Consider the following 24,611-nt stretch of genomic DNA (forward strand, 5'->3'; position numbering starts at 1 on the left):
GTCACCCTTTCGCTCGCTGGTCGATGTAGTCGTACGCATCCGGGCGGTCCTCGAGAAACGCCTTGAACTCCACGAGTTGTTGCTGCAGAGATGGTGGCAATTCAGCATAGAGGTAGTCAAACATCTCATCGACATGCCGCGGTTCGTACTCATCTGCTGCTTGCAAGGCAGCATCGAACTCGTTGTTGACGTCTTCAAGAATGGCCTCGTGATTGATTTCGCTCCAGAGTCCCTCAGACCGGAGGAACGATTCATACCGGTCTAACGGATCACGTCTTTTCCACTGTGCTTCTTCTGTACGGTCCCGATACCGTGTCGGATCATCGCTTGTCGTGTGCGCTCCTAGTCGGTACGTCAGAGATTCGACCAACATCGGGCTGCCAGCCTGGGCCGCCTCACGGGCCTCTGCCATAGCCTTGTAGACGGCAAGCACGTCGTTCCCGTCGACCCGAATTCCGTCTATTCCATACCCAACAGCCCGCTGTGCCAGGGAACGTGCTTGCGTCTGCTTCTCAAACGGCGTCGAGATGGCGTACTGATTGTTCTGACAAAAGAATACTGCAGGCGCACCGAGGACCCCTGCAAAATTCATTCCTTCGTGGACGGCGCCAGTACTACTCGCACCATCGCCGAAGTAAGCTGCGACGACCGAGTCGGCACCGTCAAGTTGCATCCCCCACGCCGCACCGGTCACCAACGGAAGGTGTGAACCGATGGAGATGGCAATCATCAGGTTACGTTTCGCCATCTCTCGATTGGCGTCCTCAATGCCGCGCCAAAACAGGATCATATCACGCATCGGCAGTCCCTGAAGGAACATCGCGCCGGCTTCTCGTCCCATCCCGAGGAGCCAATCCTCGTCCTTGAGTGCATATCCCGAACCGATGATGCTCGCTTCTTGTCCGTACCCAGAGCCAAACGTCCCAAGCTCACCGCGCCGCTGAAGCTTCACCATCCGTTCATCGAAAGTGCGTTCGAGCAGCATCCACCGATAGAGATCGCACAGCTGGTCATCATGAAGGGCAGGAACCTCCTCCGAGGCGTATGAACCATCCGGTTCGACGATTTGGAGGAGCCCGACATCGAGATCGTTCTGTGAGACTCGGCCACTCTGCGGCCCTATTGACGTTTCATACATTCCGTCCTCGTCCATGAGCTATTGAACACCTGCTGTCCCGAGAATTGGGAGATCGACATATAAAACCATCGTGCCATAGGATCGATCACCACGATCAAAAACGGGACTGAAGAGTGTGACCCTCCTCTGAGGGGTACCGTGAAATTCCAGGAGGAAATCCGAGATGGCGGAGTTGAAAGAGGGCTCACGACGCAGATATTCACTGAGGCATGCCGCTTCGGCATGGGTGTTGTCGCATCATCTCATCGCGACCGATCTGTCCATGACGATGGATTGTTCTTGAAGATAATGTAGAATTCAATAACCGATAAAGTGGGGGAGAAACTTTGCAACTATCGATGAGTACACTACTTTGCGTGACAGCGAACGCAACCCTTATCTTATTACAGTTCTATTACTGTCATACCGAACGGTGCTATGAGGCAGCCTACCTCAGCTCCTCATGATTTGTTCGCTGTCAGCGAACAGGTGTCAGAGTAAGGGGAGGTACGTTTCGATGCAGGTGAAGTCCGCTTCCCAAACGACTGGGAGGCCCATTTATTTCTCGATAAGTGATAAATAACTCGCGGAGAAATGGATAGTCTATTAGCTATTTTCACAAAGCAGGGGGCACTAAAGTTGAAGAACATCTGCCATCTACACGCTTTTGATCATTAACAATGGTAGTGGATCGTAGTGGGATTTGTAATCTGTTCATTTATAAGCCAAGTTCAATTCGACATCGTCAGCGGCAGCGAGGAGTTGAGTGGAAATCTCGTTGACACAACGTTCCTTCGTTAATCGGTGAGCAGGACCAGCAACAGAAAGCGCACCGTGGACCCTCCCTTCGAAGATGATAGGAACGCCAACCGCTCGAATGCCTTCGAGGTCCTCGCCCATGTTCAATGCAAATCCACGATCACGGACTTCTGCCAACTCCTCGAAGAGGTCCTCAGAATCAGTAATTGTCTGTTCTGTCTTTGCGGGGAGACCGCGATTGGCAACGATCTCTTCAACTTTAGGACGAGGTAAATGTGCTAGGATCGCTTTCCCACCTGAATTGTAGTGCATGTATGTCCACGTGCCAACGATCGTATCCACGTTCAACTCCGTGTCACCGCCTGCGCCGTAGAGGTACATCACCATTCCGTTCTCGTGAGCGATTAACCAGGCCATCTCGCCTGTCTCTGCTGCTAACATCTCCACTTGCTGCTTCGAGGCTTGATAAACCTCATATCGGTTCCGTGCATACTCCCCGTAATTGAGAAATTGAAGTCCGATCTTATACTTCCCCTCCTCATTTACTACGAACCCGTGATCTTCCATCGTTTTCAAATGCCGATGAATGGAACTTTTTGCTAGGTTCAATTGTTTCGCTAGTTCCGTTACGCCTGCTCCATTCGATTCCTTTAGCGATTTTAGGATAGCGAACAGAGTCTCGTCTGATTTGACCCGACGAGGTGAGTTGTTTGTTCCCATACGTCAATTACACGCCACACGCCCCTTTGAATACACTGATTCATAAACCAAATCTCGAGTGCTTTCCCGGAATACCTGCATCACCATTCGAGTGTACCCAAGATCTCCTTTGGGGGGAAAACATGACATAGATTAGATATTTAAGTAGATTCCGGTCGTTCGGCACAATTTTGATTGCACAAATTGTCTGAGCACGGATTTTGAATATTCTCCCAATCAAGACGAAAAGCACCGCGAAGAATTACTTGGCGTTTCCTCCACATAGCGCCGCATTAGTACGCTTTCTCGGTGTTTTCTGCGAATACACTAACCGCGTCAGTTCTTGAGTAGAAGAACCGAGAAAGCTCTGCCAAACCGCCAAACTTCTGCCGAGGCAGGGTAGTTTGTTGGGATTCGTCTGGACCTACCCATCGCGCATCGCTCGTTCAAGTTGGAAATTAAATAATGTTTAATAATTTCTGTTCGTTGGTAGGATGACAAGACTCAATCAGATCTCTTCGATTACTCTACTACCATCCCGATGAGATGATCTTGTTCGTGGCCTTCTGAAGAAATGGCTACTTTCACGATTGCCGACTCCAATGAATACAATGAGTTCGTGATAAACTGGTACGCAGACGCACTCGCTGAAAACGAACTTCCACTTACGGCTGCCCTGAGCAAGGTGCACAACAGCGAGCCATGGAGTTTTTCACCTTCATACACTCTCACAACTATGATCCTGGCACGTATAGATAGTCCTGACGTGAACTGGCGTCTCCGTGAGCACAACTGTAACGCATACGACACACTCGCTCGTAAGTAGGAGAGCGAAGGCTAGTTTCCCAACACAAGTTTGCCCTCTCCTGGTAGGCGATCGCTATGGCTCGTCGTCTATCTCACTGTGATCATCGACTTCCTCAACCTGGTTATTCTAATTCTCCTATTCGTTAGAAACGTCAATAGTTCCTTCTATATAGGTGTAGGTCGGGGCTTGAACCAGACAATTTTCCTAATTTCCATGATGTAACCTGAATGCAGGTATATACACATCTAGTAAATGATGTTCCATGTCATGGCGGTTTTTACCCTCAGCGGCTTCCAGCGCGACCTCCTGACCGTGATCGCCGGCCACGACCAGCCCTCGGGCCAACAGATCAAAGCAGACCTCGAAGACGCCACACCGAAGAGATCAACCACGGACGATTGTACCCCAATCTCGACGTCCTCGTCACCGAGGGCTACGTCGAGAAGGGGCAGATCGACCGCCGCACCAACTTCTATGCGATCTCCGATGAGGGACGAGATGCCCTCAGAGAGCGTCGTGAGTAGGAAGACCAGTACCTTCGAGAGACTGCACTCGCCTAACCTCGAACGTCATACCAGAGAACCCCTCTGTCAGAGTGAAGAGTGGGGCCTCACGAGACAGCGAGCCTCCGTAATGCGGAGTTGACGATGGAGTGTTCACTGTGACGGTCGATCGTCTCGAAGAGGGGGACGCTGTCGTGCTCGTCGAAGTGGACGACGAGATCGCCAACGAAATTCGGCTTGACGAAGAGCAGCTTCCGGCGGACGCTGGGGGAAAGCAATGTCCTTGAAGTGGTTATTGCGGACGGAAAGGTAGTTAATCAGGAGTCTGGCCCGGAAACGACCACTCAGTGTGAGCAAGCCGCTCGGAAGCGGTTTGATCGCCTCTTCAGAAGGCCCGACGACTCACAGGAGTAGACTCGCTTCGAAATGGTGCGGGAGATAGTTTCCCCGATCCCCCGGCACACGCTGACACACCAAACTCCTCTGGGGTCGAACCCCGTGTGGGAATCGTTCCACCACACATATTATTCCCTCATAAAAAGGAGAAAGTAAGATTTCGAGAGAGTTTAATAGAGTGAGCGATATCGTGAGGATGAACGTGCTCAGAGGCACCACGAGGACGTTCAGCGGGTTGACACACCACCATCCCCCCTTTTGATTGCACTCTCGCTCGGTTACTAATCCGCTAGTGGTATGGTACCTTACTGCGTATTTTATTAGTGGGAGGCACCATAGGCGGGAAACTCCCGTTGTGAAGGGTATGGTGCCTCTCGTCGCCGTGGGCACGTGAGGTCCCTGGTAGTAGAGTCTCTCATTTTTGAGGTGTACCTCCTCGAAGAAGGAAATCTATTCCCAGCCTCTGCATTTAAGATAAACACCCGGGGAGAGATCATTATCTTCCTCTCGGAGAGAATCCCGCCGTTAAGGGGGGCGGAAATCCGCCCACAGCGATGCAACCGCCGTTGAGTGCCAGCACGGCACTCAAACGCTTACGAGACGCCGTGACAAACGTGGTATCACGGGGTCCGCTGTCTCCTCTCAGATTGGCCACCGGAGGAGACGGGCCGCACTCCACCCATGTTTGCGGTGCCCTGCAAGCCCAGTCAAAAGGTGTGACCGGGGCCGGCAACAAGGACCTGCGAAGATCGACCGCTCGGGAGAGAGCCGCGTTGAGAAACCGCGCGACGATGACTCGCACGCGGATGGAAGCACACGTGGCGGTGCCACAGGACGCTCCCGGTCGAGGGGTGCAACCCGCCCCGCCGACGCTGGGAGAGGGGGCCCCGAAATCGAACCGGACCGACTGGGTTCCCCGCTGTGGAAGGGAAACCCCGCCGTTCACGGCGGGCGAGGACGTCACGCTGCCCGCCATTCTCGTCACTCCCTCTGCGCGTAAAGACGCCAACGGCAGAGCAGAGAATCCACGACTCTCTCGCTCATCACACTGTGTGTGATCGGAGAAATCGACTGCTTCGCCTGCATTTCGTTTCTTTCTTTCCTACTACTCTGTAATCACGGGAGGTTCCTCCAGTGTCGCCACTCTCAGACAGGCAAGCAGAGGCCGGTCGTGGGAGGTCCGAGAGACGAGACGGCTCTCACCGTGGCGTCTATCATGCCTCTCCTACGTGCTTCCGATCACAACGCCGTGATTTGCTCTCGCGGTGTCCGTCTCCGCTGTCTCCGACTGTGGCACCGAGGCGACGGAGCCGTTCGACGAGCCGAGGCGAGAAAACGACGCGTCGCGTTCCACGCCGCTTGACGATCTCGACATCGTCCTCACCGAACCGATTGACGAAGACGTTCACGTCAACATTTGTGAGAGCCACAGGTCTCTGTTGCGACCGTGACTCTCACCCCATCGAGGCGTTTCAAAAGACAAACTCACGCAGTATCTTCGGGCGATTCAAATTCGAAGGGAGTTATTCGATAAACCAGGTCAAGAAGCACTCAAACGCACTATTCGAGCCGCCCTCTGAGATCAACAATTTGTCACATATGAGCATCTGTCCTTTGTCATCGCCTTCGAGCGTCAGTACCATTCGAGACCGCGAGGATCTGATGGAGGTGAAAGGGGGCTAGTGGGAAGGCCAGGAGTCGGTTCCGGGTGATTATACTCTCGTGGAGCAATATCGTTCGGCGACGACGGATAGAACAACGACGCGAGGGCATGGATGTGCTGACGCCCAACGCCTAACTCGGTCTGGCCGCCGCCGTACATTCGAATGTCGTGTTCCACACAATAGTCGATGGTATCGAAGAGGCTCTCAAGTGTGCCAAATCGCGAGGGCTTAATGTTGAGCCAGTCGGGCTCAAACGGAAGTTGCTTGACACTCTCCATACTCGTAATCGGCGCATCCCACGTGATTCGATGTTCGATGCCTTCGAAGAGCGCCCGCGTCTCGTCGGTGAGAACTGGATCCTCGATGAGCACATCCGGAAAGTTCTCGATAAGACGTCGGTAAAGGGCTGGATCCGAGGGCTGGTCGACCACCGTCCCTTTATATTGGCCTTTGAAGTCTAGAATCCGGACGGCATTGGTATCCACAAGTTGCCTGATCAGTTTGTCCGTCCACCCGGGGGTGATGTCGAGTTTGAACTCTAAATTGGAATTCAAACCGAGCCAGGTAGCCACCCGGTCAAACGTTGGTGGATCACCCAATCGGTTGCTGACGACGAAACGAACGGGATGGTACTCACGGTCTAAGACTGTAGCCAAATCCGTTTTGGCCTGCTTGAGCGCGAGGTCAAGGGCCGCACTTTCGATTGCCCACCGGCGATAGTGTCGAGACGCTTTACGTTCTGGTTCGCGATTCAGGAAAAGATCCATTCCGTCGAGCGCCGCCGAAAATGTCGCTATCGTATACTTACCGGAAAGCGGGAGTTCGGTTGAGGATTCGATGAGTGCATGATGGTCCACGTCGTCGTAAGTAACGTCTTCGCCGTAGCCGGTACTTTCCTTTCCGTGGAGTGTTATCTCAGTACACGGTCGCCTGAATTCAGGAGTACCTGGAATATCGTCCTGTACTGACAACACAACGCTCGCACGTGCAAAATCCCCCGTACAGTTCTGCTCGCGGTAGCTAAGATCATAGCTATCGATAGTGAGCGGCAAGTCCTTTATACGGTCGTATGATGTCATACGTTAGTTCTCTCCCGATTCCGGAATATATGCTTGGTCATAATTGCTATGAGACTGAATTGCTCGAAGCGCTCTCTTCGCTAATTCTCCCCTCTAGTTACCGCTCTTTGTGGTACATGTAGAGTGATAACGGCGCGAACACGGCAACGAGCACCGCGGAGGCGACGAGCACCCACATTACATCTGCCAAGGCGACGCCACCGTGCATGAGGCCGCGCGAGGCGTCGACGAGATGCGTGACTGGATTCACCCTGACCACGGTCTGGAGCCACGTCGGCATGGTTGCTGGATCGACGAAGATATTACTCACGAACGTGAGCGGAAAGAGCAGGAGGAAGCTCGACGTCATAACGGATTCGGGTGTATCGACGAGGAGTCCGACGACGATCCAGATCCAAGAGAGACTGAACGCGAAGACGAGCACGAGCGCAAGTGCGAAAAGTACTCCCACGAGTCCGGCCTCGGGACGGAAGCCGAGGACAACGCCGAGTCCGACGACCATGACCGCCGCCATCGAGTAGCGCAATACGTCGCCGAGGAGCGCTCCGACCAGCGGTGCAGGCTGCCAGATCGGCAGCGACTGGAAGCGATCGAACAGGCCCTTGTCGATATCCGTGTTGAGGCCGACGCCCGTGTAGACGGTGATGAAGACGATGGCCTGCACGAGGATGCCCGGCAGCAGGAACTGGATGTACTCGCGCGGGGACCCCGCGAGGGCGCCGCCGAACAGGAAGGTGAACAGCACCGTGGTCATGAGCGGGAACGCCGTGACGTCGAAGAGTTGGAAGGGCACGTGCTTGATTTTTAAAAGCGCCCGCCACCCGAGAGTAATCGACGCAGAGACGGGTCCGGGGCGGGGCGGCCGCTCGATCCGTGAGAGGACTCCACCGAGTTCCTCCTCTACGACGGTGGGTGGCCGAGTGGTCTCGCTGCTCATGCGCTCATCTCCTCCGTCGTGTCCTCAGCGGGCCGACCTGTGAGTGCAAGGAAGACTTCGTCGAGGCTCGCTTGGCCGAGCGAGAACTCGGCAACGCGGATACCGACATCCGCGAGCGCCGTTAGTACCGCTGCTGCCTCCTGATCGTGCGGAACGCTCGCGGAGAGGGCATCTCGATCGGTTCCGTTATGGACGACCACGCCGAGGACGTCTCGCAGGATGGCTCCGGCCTCCTCTCGGCGTTCTGGATCCCGGAGGCGGATGTGGAGGGTGCTGGCGCCCACGGCGGCCTTCAATTCACGGCTCGTGCCCTCGGCGATGACGTGACCGTTGTCGATCACGGCGAGGCGGTCGGCGAGGCGGTCTGCCTCGTCAAGGTACTGCGTAGTAAGGAGAACAGTGGTTCCCTCCGCGGCGATGGTACGGATGATGGCCCAAACCTGATTTCGGCTGCGCGGATCGAGGCCCGTTGTCGGCTCGTCAAGAAACAGTACTTCCGGCGTAACGACGAGGCTCGCGGCGATATCAAGTCGGCGTCGCATACCACCGGAGTACGTCCGTACCTGGCGTGTGGCAGCGTCGTCGAGGCCAAAGGCTGTAAGGAGTTCGTCGGCGCGTGTCTTTGCGTCGCGCCAAGAGAATCCGAGCAGGCGCCCCACGAGGACGAGGTTCTCACGTCCAGTAAGATCCTCGTCGACAGAGGCATACTGGCCCGTGAGACTCACCGTTGCGCGAACTTCGGCTGCGTCCTGGACGATATCGTGTCCGAGGACGGTTGCGATCCCGGCGTCCGGGCGGAGCAACGTTGCGAGCATCCGGATCGTCGTGGTTTTTCCGGCGCCGTTAGGGCCTAACAGTCCGTACACGGTGCCCCGGGGGATCCGAAGGTTGACGCCGTCTACGGCCTGCGTGTCGCCGAATGCTTTCTTTAGGCCGTTGGTTTCAATTGCGAGATCAAGTTCAGTTGGAGACTTCTGGAGGGTTCGGTCCTCTTCGGCAGAAAGTATCGATGAGGACTGAGAATCTCCATCCGCCTCGATTGAAGTCATTTTCGCCGGATTCGATGGCTTCGAAGAATGGACTGCATCTCGTGGTGAGTGGCGCTCACTCATGCGTTCACTTCCATTGACTCTTCTCTGTGAGTACGGTTGTTCATAGCTCTACATCTCCTCACTACTCTGACGCCTCATCAGGGCATAAACTCGAGCCATATGCGGAGTGAAAGTGATCCGCTGTAGTCTCTCAACGCCGTTTCTCGCCTCTCTGGGACTACCTGTCGATTCAGAGATTGAACTCTGCTCAACGACGGTCTGGTTCAGTCTACTCTCACACTCCCACGCTTCTTCCGAAACTTTGTTCCACCCTACCCTATCCGGAATTCACTTTGTCGGCGAACAAAACAGTGTGCTCGATAGTTGTCGTCTCATGAAAAGCGAGGGTGAGAAACCCCCGCGGGGTTTTGGCGTTTACTTCCAAACCCAGGCCAAGCATACCTCCAACCTCAATCAGCAAAAAGTCACCGAACTTGGAACATAAGGAAACGTGGGAAGTAACGATGAGATTGAGGTAAAACATTACCTCCAGATCCAGGTCAACGAAGAGCAGCCAGGTCTAGTGAGAATTAACCGAGCAGGCCGCCGGCCTTGTTGTTTCGGTTCTACCCGCGCTCAAGCTGCTCGGATGGCTCTGACAGGCCACCACGCTCCAGCAGTTTATCGGGGCCCATTCATCCGCCTGGATTTGACGTATTCCACCGTCAGGCGCCCTTTCGTTCAGAATACGCCTCCTCTTGGGATTCTTCTCGGCCACTCACTCCGCAAGTAGAGACACCAACGGAGAACAGGTGATCCCCCGATTTTCTCGCTCATCATAGCGTGTGATCGGAAAGTCGCCAGTATCACCCGCATTCTGTTGCTCTCTCCTACTACTCTGTACTCACGGGAGGTTCCTCCGGTGTCGCCACTCTCGGACAGGCAAACTGAGGCCGGATGTGGCATTCCCGAGAGATGGGGAGGCTCTCGCCGTGGTATCTATCATGTCCCTCCTACGTGCTCCCGATCACAACGCCGCGATTTGCTCCCTCGTTCGTCCCCGCCGTCTCCGACTGTGCACCGAGCTGACGGAGCCGTTCGACGAGCCGAGATGAGAAAACGACGCGCCGTGTTCCACGCCGCTTGACGATCTCGACATCGTCCTCGCCGGATCCAATCGATTGCGCTGTCGATGCGCGGTACTCGCAGGAGATTTTGATCTGCGCGGGCGTCTGCGGCGAACAGTCTGTGAGCTTCTCGACTGTGAATCGAAACGGCGCGGTACGTGGTGAGGGGTCTGCGGTCACCTCGACTCGTGGATACCGCCCAGTGGCCATACAGGGAACTAGCGTCCTGCGGTCATAACCGAGGCTCTGCTTGGTGGTTTGGGAGTGGGGAAAGGGACAGTTGTTCATCCCCACTCAGGTGTTGTGGGTGACTCCTCGTGTCTTGTCCTAAGGTTAGTCAGCCGTGTTCACAGGAGCGATGTATCGAGAAATAGCCCATCGAATGAATCGACGATCGCCACTACTGGCAGTAGCGCGAAGACAGCGACTCGTGGGCCTCGAAGATTCATTCGATGGGCTATTTCTCGACCACTGTTCACTGAGAAGACCGCTGACTCTCGTTCGGCGTCGGCAAACTCTGCGAGCAGTCATGTCGTTGTCCAAATACTAGTATGGAAGCAATTGAGCGCGAGGTTCTCATCGGGTGAATGGTTGTTTTCGTCTTCGTTCGCATACGGGATCGTTACCAGTGGAAGGATCAGTTCGTGCTGGAAGACAGCTGTCGGAAGTGATCTGCCGAGTGTCGGCTTGAGGATGGATTCGACTCACCAGGCATTGGCGACGGCTGCTATCACGGAGTCGGCGGCTGGGTGTGGATTCCGGCGTCCGTCTCGCTTCTGGCGACGATGCTGGAGTGGTCTTCGTACTGCGCTCAGACGGCCGGCGTGTACTAGGCGTTGGGCTCGTCGTGAGCGACAGGCGCGGCACCGTCGATGGATCGCGAGTTGAGTTGAACGAAAGCGACGTATCAGGTATCGACTGAGTCCCTCACGATATATTTGTTGATAGAGTAGACAATCAGCTAATGTCACTGTTTAAATCTGGGGTGAATGGCGGAAATCACTCGGCTGGTCGCCGATATCAGCTATTACGTGGCCTAAACTGACGGTGATCGATCGTTACCGCCGAATGAACTCTACCCCGAACCTGTAGGCGTTCTGCACTTCTCTATACCCCCTCTTTATCTAATTATCTATGCAGGATTTATTTCGCCTATATTGCATAGGAATTTTTGAATATTCCTGCTTAGGAAGAGAACTCCGAAAATTATCCGTTTGAGCAGGGAAAACACAGTATATTGGGCATCTAGTACACGGTAGAGTAGAATAAACAAATAAGTTTCTCCTCGCAACTCGCGTTCTTTCGAGATCGTCGGGAATACGCGGAATGACCGACTAAATCGTCAATAACTCGTCACAGATCTCGAATAAATTCTGGCCAACTCTCAATCGAACTATCTCTCCTTAAACATTGATTATTGGATAAACTATGGCAATTCGGCTGTTCTCAACTGGCTAGATAAGATGTCGAAGTAGAGTCGAACGGTGCTACAGGACCATTGGTGTAATCATTGAGACTGAGGTGGTACTGATGGGATGAGAGGAAACCGAAGGTGCGCTCATTTAGGGTTCACCTTTTGGTATTGTTCAGAGTAGTGCTTCCTTATGGAGGTGAGCGTTTGTAACATGATTTCGGCGGAGCGGTGCATGGTGGAACGAATCGGCAACTGTTTGTTGCGGCGTTGTAGCTCTTTAAAGACACGTTCAACGCTGTGTCGGTTTCTATGTGTAATCTGTCGAAATCGAAGGCTTAATTCGAAGAGTGTAGCCTACAACCAGGGTGCACCCTCGGGGATTTCGACCGCGTCGACGGCGTGTCTGCTGAAGGCATCCTCTTCCCGGCTGAGTTTGCAGATTTGAACGACTACCTTGACTACTGAGACCAGGTTCGACCCCTTGACGAGCCGACCGCACGGTGAACGTTAGTGGTTGAACACCAAATCAGGCCATTTAATCGATAATAATAAGAATTTTAAGGAAAAAGCACTGGTAATGGTTACAATTTCCCACTTTAATCAATTATTTTTAACTCTCATGGCAAATATACGGAACATATCAGAATTGGGTTGGTGGGCGGGCGAGCGGTGGTCTTCGTCCCATGAGAAGGCTTATAAACCGCTATCTCGAGTATTCAACTCCGACTAAGAGCCGTCGTTCAGGAGGTTTGGTGCAGCTTTTATTCAACTAGTTCAATCTTCCGCTGACGTATGGTCGCGGCTGCGATCAGGACGTCAACCGAGTAAACAACGAACCGCGCTCCGCACTCGTCGGCGAACGACTCCGTGACAGTAGTATGTATGTCACAACCTTCGGCCGGTCCGCCCGTCGCTTTTCGGCACAACGCGTTACAGCGTTGGTTCCGTAACGGAGGTTCGGCGGTGACCCGGTTGACGTTTGCGGACGCACCGATGGAGGCCGGTTTGTTACTGGAGTAGTCTGTCGAAGTCATTCAAAACGGCGTTCGGTAATCCAGAACAGAGTGCGTACAGGACAAAACGGACGGTTGAACGGTGGGTTAAGTCCCTCTCGTAGATTCGCGCGTAGAGCCGACGTAGTGGGGTACTACGACGTGGTTTTCGGGGCGGTACCGCGGCTGTAACAGTATATGATAACTTGCCTCCGAGTAATTCAGCGCCGATTGGGAAGTACTGAACGACCTTCGTTCTAAATGAAAGAACGATATTCACCGTCTACGAACGGCCGTCACCATCGCTGACCTCGAGGAGGGTCGTGCCGGAGTCGAACTCGCCGAGGTCAGAACCGCACTCCCTCGAGCAGGACGGTGGGTCACGACCGCGGCTCAAAGGGCGCTGTCGGCGAATCGGGCGTCCACCGTCGCCACTTCCCCCGCCACGTGCGAGGCGGCGTCGCTGGGGAGGTAGACGACCGCGCCGACGATCTCCGCACGGTCGGCGACTCGACCGAGCGGCGTCCGCTCGTCGATGCGCCGGCGTTTCTCCGCCCTCTCCACGTACGTGTCCTCGTTCTGCGGCGTGATGACGAACCGGGGTGCGATGACGTTCCCCCGTATCTCGGGCGTGAGTTGCTTCGCTGACGCCCGGGTGAACGCCTCTGTGCCGCCGCCCTCGACGCCCGCCGCGAGGGACTGACCGACGGCGTCGGGTACAACGTCGTCTTCGACACCACCAGGCACCCGTCGGGACCGACGATGTCTGTTGATGAAGTGCGGAAGGGCGGCCAGATCGTCCTCGGCGGGCAGACCGGCGAGACAACGATGCCGTACTCGCCGCTCGTCCCGCTGAGATCGACCGACAGTGCTCCTACGGTCGACGTTCGAGGACTTCGAGCGGTCGCTCCGGCTGATGCGCTCTGGGGACGTCGACTCCGAGACGTTCCTCGACGACCGATTCTCGCTACTCGACGCCGAGGAGGCCTTCGAGGCGTTCGTCGCCGGCGGTACTTACAAACCCGTGTTCGACGTCTCGGAACTCCGCGACTGAGGGGGTTCGCACGGGGCCGAGTGGGGGTCTGCGCGCCATCGGATCCCGCGTCGCGCCGCCCGACGGAAGTTTTAGTAGGTACAATTGTAATTTCTACGTGTAGATGAACTACAGACGGCTGTCCGATCCTAACGCAGAGTATACCATGCGCGACCTCTCCGCGGAGACGATGGGCGTGACGAACTCCCGCGGTCCCCGCGACGTGGAGATCACGGACGTGCAGACGACCATCGTCGAGGGAAACTACCCGTGGACGCTCGTCCGCGTCTACACGGACGCCGGCGTCGTTGGCAACGGAGAATCCTACTGGGGCGCCGGCGAACCGGAGATCATCGAGCGCATGGCGCCATTCATCAAGGGCGAGAACCCCCTCGACATTGACCGCATCTACGAACACCTCGTCCAGAAGATGTCCGGCGAAGGGTCGATCTCAGGGAAGGTCATCTCCGCTATCTCCGGCATCGAACTCGCGCTGCACGACATCGCCGGGAAGCTCCTCGACGTCCCGGCCTACCAGCTGCTCGGCGGAAAGTACCGCGACGAGATGCGCATCTACTGCGACTGCCACACCGAAGACGAAGCCAACCCGGACGCGTGCGCCGACGAGGCCGAACGCGTCGTCGAGGAGCTCGGCTACGACGCGCTGAAGTTCGACCTCGACGTCCCCTCGGGCTTCGAGAAGGACCGCGCGAACCGCCACCTCCGGAAGCCCGAAATCGACCATAAAGTCGAGATCGTCGAGAAGGTGACAGAGCGCGTTGGCGACCGCGCGGATGCGGCGTTCGACTGCCACTGGTCGTTCAGCGCCGGCAGCGCCCACCGGCTCGCCCGTGCGCTCGAACCGTACGACGTCTGGTGGCTCGAAGACCCGATTCCGCCGGAGAACCATGACGTTCAGCGGGAGGTCACTCGGAGCACCGCGACGCCCATCACTGTCGGCGAGAACGTCTACCGGACGCACGGACAGCGCCGCCTCCTCGAAGAGCAGGCGGTCGACATCATCGCGCCCGACGTGCCTAAGATCGGCGGGATGCGCCAGACGCGGAAGATCGCGGACCTCGCGGACCTCTATTACGTGCCGGTTGCGATGCACAACGTCTCCTCGCCGATCGCGACGATGGCGAGCGTCCACGTCGGCGCCGCCATCCCGAACTCGCTAGCGGTCGAGTACCACTCGTACGAACTCGGCTGGTGGGAGGACCTCGTCGAGGAGCCCATCATCGAGGACGGGTACGCGGAGGTGCCGGAGCGACCAGGTCTCGGCGTGACGCTCGACTTCGACGCCGTCGAGGAGCACATGGCTGAGGGTGAGACCCTCTTCGACGAGGCGTGAGCCTCACCGCGCATACGGAGTTCCGCTCCGAGGAGTTCGACGAGGCGTAGGTCCGTCGAGCGCGCAGAGCATCGATTCAGAAGTTCGACGAACCGTGGCCTGGTCGGTCCGCGAGCCTCTCTCCGCGACTTCTCTGGTTGAGGACGAACGCGCGTCTCGCTGAGCCAGCGACCACCGATCTTTTCGCGCTCGACGGTCCGTCGAGTCGCCGATGCAGTCCCGTCGTGCGCTCCGCTGTCGGTGCGTGGGTTCGTCGTCGAAAAGCCGAGCCGCGTGACCGCTCCCGACCGAGTTCGTGGCCGCGGTCAGACTTCCACGACGGTGTTCACGAGGTCGCCGATACCCTCGATGGTGATGCGGATCTCGTCGTCGGGGCGGAGGGTGAATCCCTCGTCGGGGACGAGCGATGTGCCGGTGAGGAGGACGCCGACGTCGGGGAGGATGTCGTGGCTCCGCCAGCAGTCGACGAGCTCCTCACAGCTGCGGGCCATCTCGGCCGTCGACGTCTCCTCCTTGTAGACGACCGTCTTGTCGCGGCGGATCGTCATCGACATCATCAGCTCGTGGGGGTTGCCGACGGTCCCTGCGGAGGCGACGCACGGCCCGAGCGAGCAGCAGCGGTCGTACATCTTCGCCTGCGGGAGGTACAGCGGGTTTTCACCCTCGATAGAGCGGCTGCTCACGTCGTTGCCGACGGTGTAGCCGACGACGTCGCCGTCGCAGAGGACGATGCCGAGTTCCGGTTCGGGGACGTCCCAGTCGGAGTCCCCGCGGATGCCGACCGGTTCGCCCGGACCGACGGTCCGGCTCGGCGTCGCCTTGAAGAAAATCTCGGAGCGATCGGACTCGTACACTCGGATGTACATCTCCGGCATGCTGCTCTCTCGCTGGCGTGCTTCCTCGCTTATCTCGTAGGTGACGCCCGCGGCCCACACTTCGTCCGGGACGACGGGTCGGCCGGCGTCGGCGAGCGCGTCCGGGTCGACGGTCGGCGCGGCGTCGACGAGGTTGGCGGCGATGTCGTCGACATCCAGTTCGGCGACGTTCGCCGCGGCCGCAAGGTCGGCGAAGTCGCGGAGCCGCGGTTTGACGGCCGTGAGGTCGTAGACGGCGTCGCCGTCGTCGGCGACGAGCCGAGACTCTCCCCCGCTGGGTAGGCGGTAGTAGCGCATGCACTGAACGATTATCTTCTTGGTGATAAACTTCCCGCCTGTGAGGGGGGGGGACGACCGTCTCAGGTCGGAGATCATCGACTTTCGCGCGCGTCACTTGGAGCGTAACTTATTATGCGCGGACCAGCGGACTAGCGGATGCATGCCAACCGAGCGCTTGAACTACGTCGACGGCGAGTGGACCGTGTCCGAGAGCGACGAGACATTCGAGACCGTAGACCCCGCGAACCCCGAGGAAGCGGTGTCGACCTACCCGCAGTCAACCGCGGAGGACACCGAAGCCGCCGTCGAGGCGGCTGTCGGAGCCAGCGAGGAGTGGCGGAACACGTCCGGTCCGGAGCGCGGGCAGATTCTCTCCCGGACCAGCGCCATCCTCACAGACTGGAAGGACGAACTGACGGAACTGCTCGTCCGCGAGGAGGGGAAGACACGGACTGAGGCCGGCGGTGAGATCCAGCGCGCTATCGACATCTTCGATTACTACGGGGCGAAGGCCCGCGACCTCGGCGGCACGGTCAAGGGGGCAAGCTCGCGGCACACGAACCTCTACACGCGTACCGAACCGCTCGGCGTCGCGGGGCTCATCACGCCGTGGAACTACCCCATCGCCATCCCCGCCTGGAAGATCGCACCGGCGGTCGCCTCCGGCAACGCGGTCCTCATCAAACCTGCGTCGCTCGCGCCGGGCGTCGTCCACGAGATGGCGCGCGCGCTGGAGAAGGCCGGCCTCCCCGGCGGCGTTCTCAACGTGATCACCGGCCCCGGCAGCGAGGTCGGCGACACCATCGCCAGTCACCCGGACGTCGACGCCATCTCCTTCACCGGAAGCACGGCCGTCGGGAACACGGTGTACGACACAGCGACCGAGGACGGCAAGCGCGTCCAGCTCGAGATGGGCGGGAAGAATCCGACGATCGTCAGCGACGCCGCGGACGTCGAGGAGGCGGCCGACATCGTCGCCTCGGGCGCCTTCGGCGTGACCGGTCAGGCCTGCACCGCCTGCTCGCGCGCCATCGTCTACGAGGACGTCTACGACGAGTTCGTCGACACCATCGTCGAGCGCGCCGAGAGCATCGAGATCGGCCACGGCCTCGACGACCTCGACATGGGGCCGCACGTCAGCAAGAGCGAACTTGAAAGCACCCTCGAGTACCTCGACATCGGTCGGGAAGAGGGTGCTACGCTGGCGTACGGCGGCGGCAAGCTCGACCGCGAGGGGTACTTCGTCGAACCAGCCGTCTTCACGGACGCCGAACCCGACATGCGCATCGCCCAGGAGGAGATCTTCGGGCCAGTGCTGTCGGTCATCCCAGTGAGCGACTACGAGCAGGCAATCCACGTTGCCAATGGCGTGAAGTATGGCCTCTCGGCGAGCATCGTCACCGACGACCACGGCGAGGCCAATCGGTTCGTCGAGGACGTCGACGCCGGCGTCGTGAAGATCAACCAGAAGACGACCGGGCTGGAACTCCACGTCCCCTTCGGCGGCGTGAAGGAATCCTCCAGTGAGACCTACCGCGAGCAAGGCGAGGCGGGCCTCGACTTCTACACCATCAGCAAGACGGTCTACGACGCGTACTGAAGCCATTGCGCGCCGGCCGACGGACCGGCGACGCGTCACCTCGGGCGGAGTTTTTTGGTACCGCCGGGCGGAAGTCGTAGGTGATGCTCGACTGGATCGACGATTACGAAGAGCGCGACTGGGAGACGCCGACCGACGGGACGTGACGGTACGCGCTGATCGGGCTCGGCTGGTGGACGATGGACGTCGCCCTCCCGGCGATAGCAGAGTCGGATTACTGCGAAGCCACGGTGCTCGTGAGCAGTTCGGTGGAGAAGGCCGAGCGACTCGCCGCCGAGCACGACGTCGAAGTCGGAATCAGTTATGAGGCGTTCCACAACGGCGCCTCCGCGGAATCGTATGACGCCGTCTACGTCGCGACGTCGAACGCGCCGAGCAGATGGTCGAGCTCTGTGAGTCCCCCGACGTGCCGCTGATGATCGCCTACCGGATGCACACGGACCCGGCGGTGCGGCGGACGCACGAACTCATCGAGGACGGCTTCCTCGGCGACCCCGTGTCGGTGTACGGCAACAACAGCCAGCCGCTCCTCGAGACGATTCCCGACACGGGCCAGTGGCAACTCGACCTGGACCGCTCCGGCTACGGGACGTCCGTCATGGATCTCGGCATCTACTCCATCAACACACGCGGTTCCTCCTCCGCCGGGAACCCGTCGAGGTCGCTTCGAGCATGGAGTCGCGCCACGAGGCGTTCGCCGACGTGCCCGACGAGCGGTCGGCCTCGATCCTCCGCTTCGAGGACGGCGTCCGGATGGTCTCCTCGTCGAGTCAGAACGCCCACGAGGACACGCACCTGAAGCTCACGGGCACCGAGGGCAGATTGAACTCCACCCCGCGTTCCACGGCGAGTGTACGCTCCACCTCTCGTGGGGCGACCTGTCGGTTCGAGTCGAACACGATGTGTTTGACGCCCAGCGTGAGATGCACGAGGAGTTCGACTACTTCGCGAACCGGCTGCTCGCCGACGAGGTGGACTACCCCGACGGCCGCCACGGCCTAGAGGATATGCGCATCATCCGCGGGATCCACGAGGCGGCGGACACCCGCGGGCCGGTCGAACTGTGAAGGAGTCGTCCGGCGGATCGTCGACTGGCGACGTCGTCCGCTCCGGCTGGTTCGCCAGCCGTGCGCCTACCTTCACGATTATTCAGACAATTATTATATCGACCGCATACAAGCAGAAGTGAACGATTCTCGCCCAATGTAGAACAACCTATATTTAGGTTCGCGAGCAAGTCGGGGTATGTCCCAGCCGAAACATCCCGTCCGCTCCGTCGACAGGGCCCTCGACATCATCGAGGTGATCCAGGATCTCGACGGTGCAGGCGTCTCGGAGATCGCCGACCGCGTTGACGTGGGCAAGAGCGCGGTTCACAACCACCTCAACACGCTCGTCAATAGGGAGTACCTCGTCAAGGAAGACGACCAGTACCACATCGGCCTCTCGTTTCTCGGCCTCGGGGCGTACGCCCGGAACCGCATGGACATCTACGACTCCGCACGCTCGGAGGCGGACAAACTGGCGGACGACACGGGCGAACTCGTGAACCTGCTCGTCGAGAAGAATGGGAAGGGCATCTACCTCTACCAGGCTAGCGGGGAGAATGCCGTCGACCTCGACACGTACGAGGGCAAGCAGGTGTCCCTCCACTGCACCGGCCTCGGCAAGGCACTGCTGGCGTTCCGCCCGCGCGAGGAGGTCGTTGACGTCCTCGACACTCACGGCATGCCGAGGATGACGGAATCGACCATCACGGACCGCGAGGAGTTCTTCGAGGAACTCGAGCACATTCGCGAGCAGAAGTTTGCGCTCGACCGCGAGGAGCGCCTCACCGGCCTCTGCTGCGTCGCCGCGCCCATCACCGACGAACAGGACCGTAGCATCGGCGCGATTAGCATCTCCTGTCCCCTGCACCGCGTGAGCGACCAGCGTTTCCGGGAGGAACTGCCCGACGAGGTGCTCGGCACCGCGAACGTCATTGAACTCCGCCACAACTACTCGTGAGGCAATCCCTCCGGGCGCGACGGCCGATGACTTTCCCCGGTAATTATATAATACTTCTTTACGACAGTTCGGTCATGTCGCCGACAGACGACACTAGCGACGATTCCGAATCGGAATCCGTCCAGGAGCCGAGCGACAGGACTGCCGAGTATTCGCGCCGGGGATTCATGGAGACGGCCGCCGCCGTCGGCGGCGCCGCGGCGGCAACGGGCCTCTCCGGTTGCTTGGGGGACGGCGACGGCGGAACCGACGGCAACGGCGAACAGGACTTCTTGTGGTGGACGATGCGGGGGTACATCCCCGCGGAGACCAAAGCGATCAAACAGGCGGCGAAGGGCTACGAGGACGCCGCCGACGAGAACATCAATGTCTCCACGGAGGTCATCGTCTGGGACCAAGTGTTCCAGGAGTGGAGCGCTTCGATCGAGGGGCGGTCGATGCCGAACGTCTCCGAGATGGCCTGCGAGCACGCGGTTGACTTCGGCAACCGCGGCGCCGCCCGGTCCAACACAGAACTTTTCGACCAGTACGACGACTGGTACGACACCATCTCCGCGTGGGGACGGTTCGACGGTGAGTTCTGGGGCCTCCCGTGGTTCATGGAACTCCGCACCAGCCACCTCAACATGAACCTCCTCGAGAAGGCGGGCGTGTCCAAGCCCCCCGAGACATGGGCGGAACTCATCGAGGCCGGCCAAGCCGTCTCCAAGAACACGAACGCCTCTGGATTCACGACGCCGGGGGCGCAGGACTTCCCGGCAGGGCAGAACATGGCCGCCTTCACGCACCAGTCGGGGGGGTCCTTCTACGGCTCCTCAGACGGCCAGTTCACCGTCGAGATCGACAACGCGGCGTCGCTGTTCGCTCACCTGTGGGCGCTCAGCCTCCGCGAGCAGTGGGACATCGCCCCCGGCGGCTGGGGGAGCGTCGACAGCACGTCCGGCGAGGAACTTTACAGGGAAGGGCGGACCGCCATCGCCCACCTGCCGACCGACCTCGCCCGCAGTCTCATCGACCCACAGGACGGCGTCAACCAGGAGAACAAGGAGCTCGCGGAGGCGACGGAGCTGACGCCGATGCCCGCCGGCCCGAACGGCGAACGACAGTCGTTCATGGGCGGCAGTTGTCTGACGTCGTTCCGGAAGGAGGTCACTAACAACGACACCGACGCGAAGATCTCGGTCGGGTTCATGAACTACATGACCCAACCGGAGACGATGAACAAGTACTTCCCCGTGTCGGCGCCAAACTTCCTGCCGGTTCGGAAGGGGCAGGAGGAAATGGAGCTGTTCACCGACAATCCGACGAAGATTCCGGACTCGTGGCTGCAGACGCGCCTGAAGCAGGCGCCGAACGCCGTCCGCTATGGCATCACCGGCGCCGGCCGCTGCGCGCCGTTCCTCGGCTCAATCGAGGGTAGCACGACCGGGTACTCGACCCCGATCTCAGGGATGATCGGCTCCGACAACGACCCGAAGACAGTGCTGCGTAACGCCGGTAACAACATCCGGTCGACAATAAGCGACGCCGACTACACTGACTACGAATTGAAGCCGAAGAAGCAGGGCCCGTCGCTCAACGACGCCCCCGACTCCGTCCAGCCGTGGATTAACGGCGACGGAGTGCCAAAAATATACAACCCCTACGAGTAAGGCACCGAGGTCCGCTCGCGGGTTGCCCTCGGTCGGCGAGCGGCGGGTCCTTGCTGACAGCCACGCGAATAATCCATACAAATAAAGTAGTTGCACGTATCTATCTCGATAGAGCATGTCAAACACCACCTCGACATTGGGTGGGATCACCATCCCAGAGGAGTACCAGTACTGGTTCTCTAAGGAGAGCCTCTGGGGATGGTTGTTCCTGCTGCCGTCGCTGGCGGCGCTCGGGCTAATAAGCGTCGTCCCGATCTTACGAGGTATCGCGCTGAGTTTCTACGAGTACGGCGGCCTCCGCGAGGACGTCTTCGTCGGGCTCGAAAACTACGTCGAAGTGTTCGGCCTCCCGGACTTCTGGGTTGTCATGAAGAACACGTTCGTCTGGTCGTTCGCCTCCGTCGTCCTCATGGCGGCGATCGGACTGGGATTCGCTGTCCTGCTCAACCGCGAGTTCAAGGGCCGGTCGGTCGCGACGACGCTCCTGTTGCTCCCGTGGACCATCCCCTTCATCGCGGTCGCGTTGAACTGGACGCTCCTGTTCAACTACGAACTCGGGATGTTCAACGGGCTCATGAAGGTCCTCGGGTTCGGCGAGGGCATCCCCTGGCTGGGTCGCTCCCGCTACGCGCTGTTCTCCGTGATGCTGGCGTACGTCTGGCGGAACTTCCCGTTCTTCATGATCACGTTCCTCGCGGCGATGAAGGGGATTCCGCAGGACCTCTACGAGGCCGCCCGCGTCGACGGGTCGAACCGCCTGGACCTGTTCAGGCACATTACGCTGCCGTTCCTCCAGCCCATCGGCGTCGTCACGACGCTGCTGATGAGCCTGTGGACGCTGAATCACTTCACGCTCGTGTTCGTGATGACCGACGGCGGCCCCGGCAACTCCTCGATGGTGTTGCCAGTGTATATCTACCGCCAGGCGTTCATGCACAACAACTTCGGGCTGGCGGCCGCCATCGCGGTCGTGATGCTGGTCATTATGCTCGGGTACGGGATGGTCTACCTACGGCTGTACCAGGAAGAAGTCGGAGGCAAGTAACATGGCGAGCAAACCGAGACACACGTCGAATTTGTTCGGTATCGAGGTATCGCCGAAGGTCGAGAAGTGGGCGAAAGCCGTCGGCTTCCACGCGTTGCTGTGGTCGCTGATATTCGTCGTCCTGCTGCCGGTGTTCTGGATGTTCATCGTGTCGCTGAACCAGGTCGCCTTCGACACGTTCATCGAGAACCCCGGCGCCTGGGTGGAGGGCGCCAGTCTCGACGCGTACCGTCGCATGTTGAACCAGACGAACTTCCCGACGTGGTTCCGCAACAGCGCCATCGTCACGGTGGCGTCCACGGTGCTGAGCATCCTCGTCTGCACGTTCGGCGCGTACAGCATCGGTCGCCTCCAGTTCAAGGGCCGCAAGGCCGTCGCGACGTTCCTGCTGCTCACGCAGATGTTCCCGCTCATCCTGGTGGCAGTGCCGCTGTTCCTCATCTTCCGGAATATCGGCCTGTTCAACAGCCTCCTCGGCCTCACCATCGCGTACGTTGCGTTCGTGCTGCCGTTCTCCATTTGGATGCTTCGGGGATTCTACGAGAACCTCCCCGAGTCGCTAGAGGAGGCAGCGATGATCGACGGCAGCACCCGCATCGGCGCGGTCGTGCGGGTCATCGTGCCGCTGTCGGCGCCGGCGATCGCGACGACCGCCATCTTCGCGTGGATCTTCGCGTGGAACGAGTTCGTGATGGCACTCATCCTCATCAACGACGACGCGAAGACGACGCTCCCGCCGGGGCTGGGCTCGTGGGTCGGCCAGTACACCCTCCAGTGGGACCTGATGATGGCCGGCGCGCTGGGGGCCACCCTGCCGCTGTTCGTCATCCTGTTTTTCCTCCAGAAGTACATCATCAACGGGCTCGCAGAGGGGGCAGTCAAGACGTAGCCGTCCCGCCGCCGCGGCGTCTTCGCGCCGGTCGCGTGCGACCAGCCGATCGAACGACGACCGAGGGCGCCGACAGGAGGACCAAAGTAATAAATAGTTACGATATGATTCTTAGTTCAATATGAGCCGGATCTTGTTCGACAGTGTAACGAAGGTCTACGAGGGGGACATCCTCGCAGTCGACGAGTTCGACCTCGAGATCGAGGACGGGGAGTTCCTGACGCTCGTCGGTCCAAGTGGCTCCGGAAAGTCGACGCTGCTGCGGATGGTCGCGGGCCTCGAAGAGATCACCGACGGTGAGATTCACATCGGCGACACGGTCGTCAATCGGCTACCGCCGCGCAACCGCGACATCGCGATGGTGTTCCAGAACTACGCGTTGTACCCGCATCTCAATGTCCTGGAGAACATGGCGTTCGGACTCAAGCGGTCGACGAACCTCTCGGCGGAGGAGATCAACGCCCGCGTCGAGGAGGCCGCCGAACTGATGGGCATCGAGGAGCTGCTCGATCAGAAGCCGAAGCACCTCTCCGGCGGGCAGCGCCAGCGGGTCGCGACCGGTCGCGCCATCGTCCGGAATCCGGCGGTGTTCCTCTTCGACGAGCCGCTGTCGAATCTGGACGCGAAGCTGCGCAAGCACATGCGGACGGAACTGCAGCGCCTCCAGCAGGAACTCGTGACGACGACCATCTACGTCACCCACGACCAGGAAGAGGCGATGACGATGAGCGACCGGATCGCCATCCTCAACCACGGCGAACTCCAGCAGGTCGGCTCCCCCCGCGAGGTGTACAACCAGCCGGAGAACACGTTCGTCGCGCAGTTCATCGGCAGCCCCTCGATGAACATGTTCGTCTCGGAGCTCGACCGGACCGGCGAGCGGCCGCGGTTCCGGGGCGACGTCGACGTCGAGATCTCCGAGCGCGAGGCCGAGACCATCGCCGCGCGGAGCGACGCCGACCAGTTCCTGCTCGGCATCCGCCCCGAACACATCGAGGTGCACGAGACGGCCGTCGAGGGCTCCGTGCCTGCGACCGTCGACATCATCGAACCCCTTGGGAGCAACGACCTGCTGTACTTCGACCTCGAGGACGGCACCGGCGTCGACGACGTCGTCGCCGACCACGTCGAGATCGGCGAGGACGAGCAGAGCGATGAGGAGGAGTACAAGGCGTTCATCCTCCCGGGGTCGATTCCCAACAGCTACGAGCGGAACGACGAGCGCATCTACCTGACGTTCGATACGGACCACATGCACGTGTTCGACCCGGAGACCGGCGAGAACGTGAACAAGGGCCGGATGGCAACCGCGGACGCGCAGGCCGAGTCCGCCGCCGAGGCCAGCGACTGA

15 protein-coding genes and 5 pseudogenes are annotated in these 24,611 nt (G+C 59.1%); 11 read left to right on the top strand and 9 right to left on the bottom strand.

Annotated features, from left to right (window positions below; translation table 11 throughout):
• Nucleotide 1: 1 nt before the first annotated feature.
• Together CNO20_RS09665 and CNO20_RS09670 are read right to left on the bottom strand one after the other, a co-directional pair.
• Nucleotides 2–1,153 (bottom strand): thiamine pyrophosphate-dependent dehydrogenase E1 component subunit alpha, encoded by a 1,152-nt coding sequence (locus CNO20_RS09665; RefSeq protein WP_101295944.1) that lies wholly within the window; start codon nt 1,151–1,153, stop codon nt 2–4.
• A gap of 678 nt (nt 1,154–1,831) precedes the next feature.
• Nucleotides 1,832–2,596 (bottom strand): IclR family transcriptional regulator, encoded by a 765-nt coding sequence (locus CNO20_RS09670; RefSeq protein WP_101295945.1) that lies wholly within the window; start codon nt 2,594–2,596, stop codon nt 1,832–1,834.
• Nucleotides 2,597–3,650: 1,054 nt separating this feature from the next.
• Here CNO20_RS09670 and CNO20_RS09675 point away from each other — a divergent pair.
• Nucleotides 3,651–3,907 (top strand): annotated as a pseudogene (locus CNO20_RS09675) (PadR family transcriptional regulator).
• Between the two features lie 86 nt (nt 3,908–3,993).
• On the opposite strand, the gene CNO20_RS22960 reads toward CNO20_RS09675, so the two are convergent.
• Nucleotides 3,994–4,164, bottom strand: a complete 171-nt coding sequence (locus CNO20_RS22960) for a hypothetical protein (protein ID WP_158237386.1) — start codon at nt 4,162–4,164, stop codon at nt 3,994–3,996.
• Nucleotides 4,165–5,667: 1,503 nt separating this feature from the next.
• Between CNO20_RS22960 and CNO20_RS09680 the strand changes: the two are divergent.
• Nucleotides 5,668–5,862 (top strand): annotated as a pseudogene (locus CNO20_RS09680) (IS1595 family transposase); the annotation flags it as partial.
• A gap of 53 nt (nt 5,863–5,915) precedes the next feature.
• Here the strand turns inward: CNO20_RS09680 and CNO20_RS09685 are convergent.
• The 5 genes and pseudogenes from CNO20_RS09685 to CNO20_RS09700 all read right to left on the bottom strand — a co-directional run.
• The gene (locus CNO20_RS09685) at nt 5,916–7,025 is read right to left on the bottom strand and encodes an enolase-like domain-containing protein (protein WP_101295946.1); all 1,110 of its coding nucleotides are present in this window, start codon (nt 7,023–7,025) and stop codon (nt 5,916–5,918) included.
• A gap of 97 nt (nt 7,026–7,122) precedes the next feature.
• The gene (locus CNO20_RS09690; protein ID WP_101295947.1) at nt 7,123–7,962 is read right to left on the bottom strand and encodes an ABC transporter permease; all 840 of its coding nucleotides are present in this window, start codon (nt 7,960–7,962) and stop codon (nt 7,123–7,125) included.
• Nucleotides 7,959–9,011, bottom strand: coding sequence for an ATP-binding cassette domain-containing protein (locus tag CNO20_RS09695; protein ID WP_101295948.1), 1,053 nt, complete (start codon nt 9,009–9,011; stop codon nt 7,959–7,961). Before CNO20_RS09695 ends, CNO20_RS09690 begins: the two co-directional genes overlap by 4 nt.
• Nucleotides 9,012–10,006: 995 nt before the next feature.
• Nucleotides 10,007–10,330: a hypothetical protein gene (locus tag CNO20_RS22555; RefSeq protein ID WP_143423176.1), complete on the bottom strand. Its 324-nt coding sequence runs from the start codon at nt 10,328–10,330 to the stop codon at nt 10,007–10,009.
• Nucleotides 10,331–12,919: 2,589 nt separating this feature from the next.
• Nucleotides 12,920–13,201 (bottom strand): annotated as a pseudogene (locus CNO20_RS09700) (SDR family oxidoreductase); the annotation flags it as partial.
• Nucleotides 13,202–13,207: 6 nt separating this feature from the next.
• Here CNO20_RS09700 and CNO20_RS23725 point away from each other — a divergent pair.
• Both CNO20_RS23725 and CNO20_RS09710 read left to right on the top strand, forming a co-directional pair.
• A pseudogene (locus CNO20_RS23725) lies at nt 13,208–13,580 on the top strand (alcohol dehydrogenase); the annotation flags it as partial.
• Between the two features lie 103 nt (nt 13,581–13,683).
• Nucleotides 13,684–14,913, top strand: a complete 1,230-nt coding sequence (locus CNO20_RS09710; RefSeq protein WP_101295951.1) for a mandelate racemase/muconate lactonizing enzyme family protein — start codon at nt 13,684–13,686, stop codon at nt 14,911–14,913.
• A 305-nt stretch (nt 14,914–15,218) separates the two neighbouring features.
• On the opposite strand, the gene CNO20_RS09715 is transcribed toward CNO20_RS09710, so the two are convergent.
• Nucleotides 15,219–16,085, bottom strand: coding sequence for a fumarylacetoacetate hydrolase family protein (locus tag CNO20_RS09715; protein ID WP_101295952.1), 867 nt, complete (start codon nt 16,083–16,085; stop codon nt 15,219–15,221).
• 142 nt (nt 16,086–16,227) lie between these two features.
• Here CNO20_RS09715 and xacF point away from each other — a divergent pair, with 142 nt between their 5' ends.
• The 7 genes and pseudogenes from xacF to CNO20_RS09750 all read left to right on the top strand — a co-directional run bounded on the left by xacF (nt 16,228) and on the right by CNO20_RS09750 (nt 24,611).
• Entirely contained in the window at nt 16,228–17,667 is a 1,440-nt protein-coding gene (gene xacF, locus CNO20_RS09720) for a 2,5-dioxovalerate dehydrogenase (RefSeq protein WP_101295953.1), read from the top strand.
• An 83-nt stretch (nt 17,668–17,750) separates the two neighbouring features.
• Nucleotides 17,751–18,734, top strand: a pseudogene (locus tag CNO20_RS24285) (Gfo/Idh/MocA family protein).
• Nucleotides 18,735–18,912: 178 nt separating this feature from the next.
• Complete coding sequence (locus CNO20_RS09730) at nt 18,913–19,674, top strand: IclR family transcriptional regulator (protein WP_101295954.1); 762 nt, start codon at nt 18,913–18,915, stop codon at nt 19,672–19,674.
• Between the two features lie 74 nt (nt 19,675–19,748).
• Nucleotides 19,749–21,326 carry an ABC transporter substrate-binding protein gene (locus CNO20_RS09735; protein WP_101295955.1) on the top strand — a complete coding sequence of 526 codons (1,578 nt, stop codon included), beginning with the start codon at nt 19,749–19,751 and terminating at the stop codon, nt 21,324–21,326.
• 115 nt (nt 21,327–21,441) lie between these two features.
• Nucleotides 21,442–22,371, top strand: a complete 930-nt coding sequence (locus tag CNO20_RS09740) for a carbohydrate ABC transporter permease (RefSeq protein ID WP_101295956.1) — start codon at nt 21,442–21,444, stop codon at nt 22,369–22,371.
• Nucleotide 22,372: 1 nt separating this feature from the next.
• Nucleotides 22,373–23,260, top strand: a complete 888-nt coding sequence (locus tag CNO20_RS09745; protein WP_101295957.1) for a carbohydrate ABC transporter permease — start codon at nt 22,373–22,375, stop codon at nt 23,258–23,260.
• Between the two features lie 121 nt (nt 23,261–23,381).
• The gene (locus CNO20_RS09750; protein ID WP_101295958.1) at nt 23,382–24,611 is read left to right on the top strand and encodes an ABC transporter ATP-binding protein; all 1,230 of its coding nucleotides are present in this window, start codon (nt 23,382–23,384) and stop codon (nt 24,609–24,611) included.

Source organism: Halegenticoccus soli (assembly GCF_002844195.1).
In the GTDB taxonomy this organism is placed as follows: Archaea; Halobacteriota; Halobacteria; order Halobacteriales; family Haloferacaceae; genus Halegenticoccus; species Halegenticoccus soli.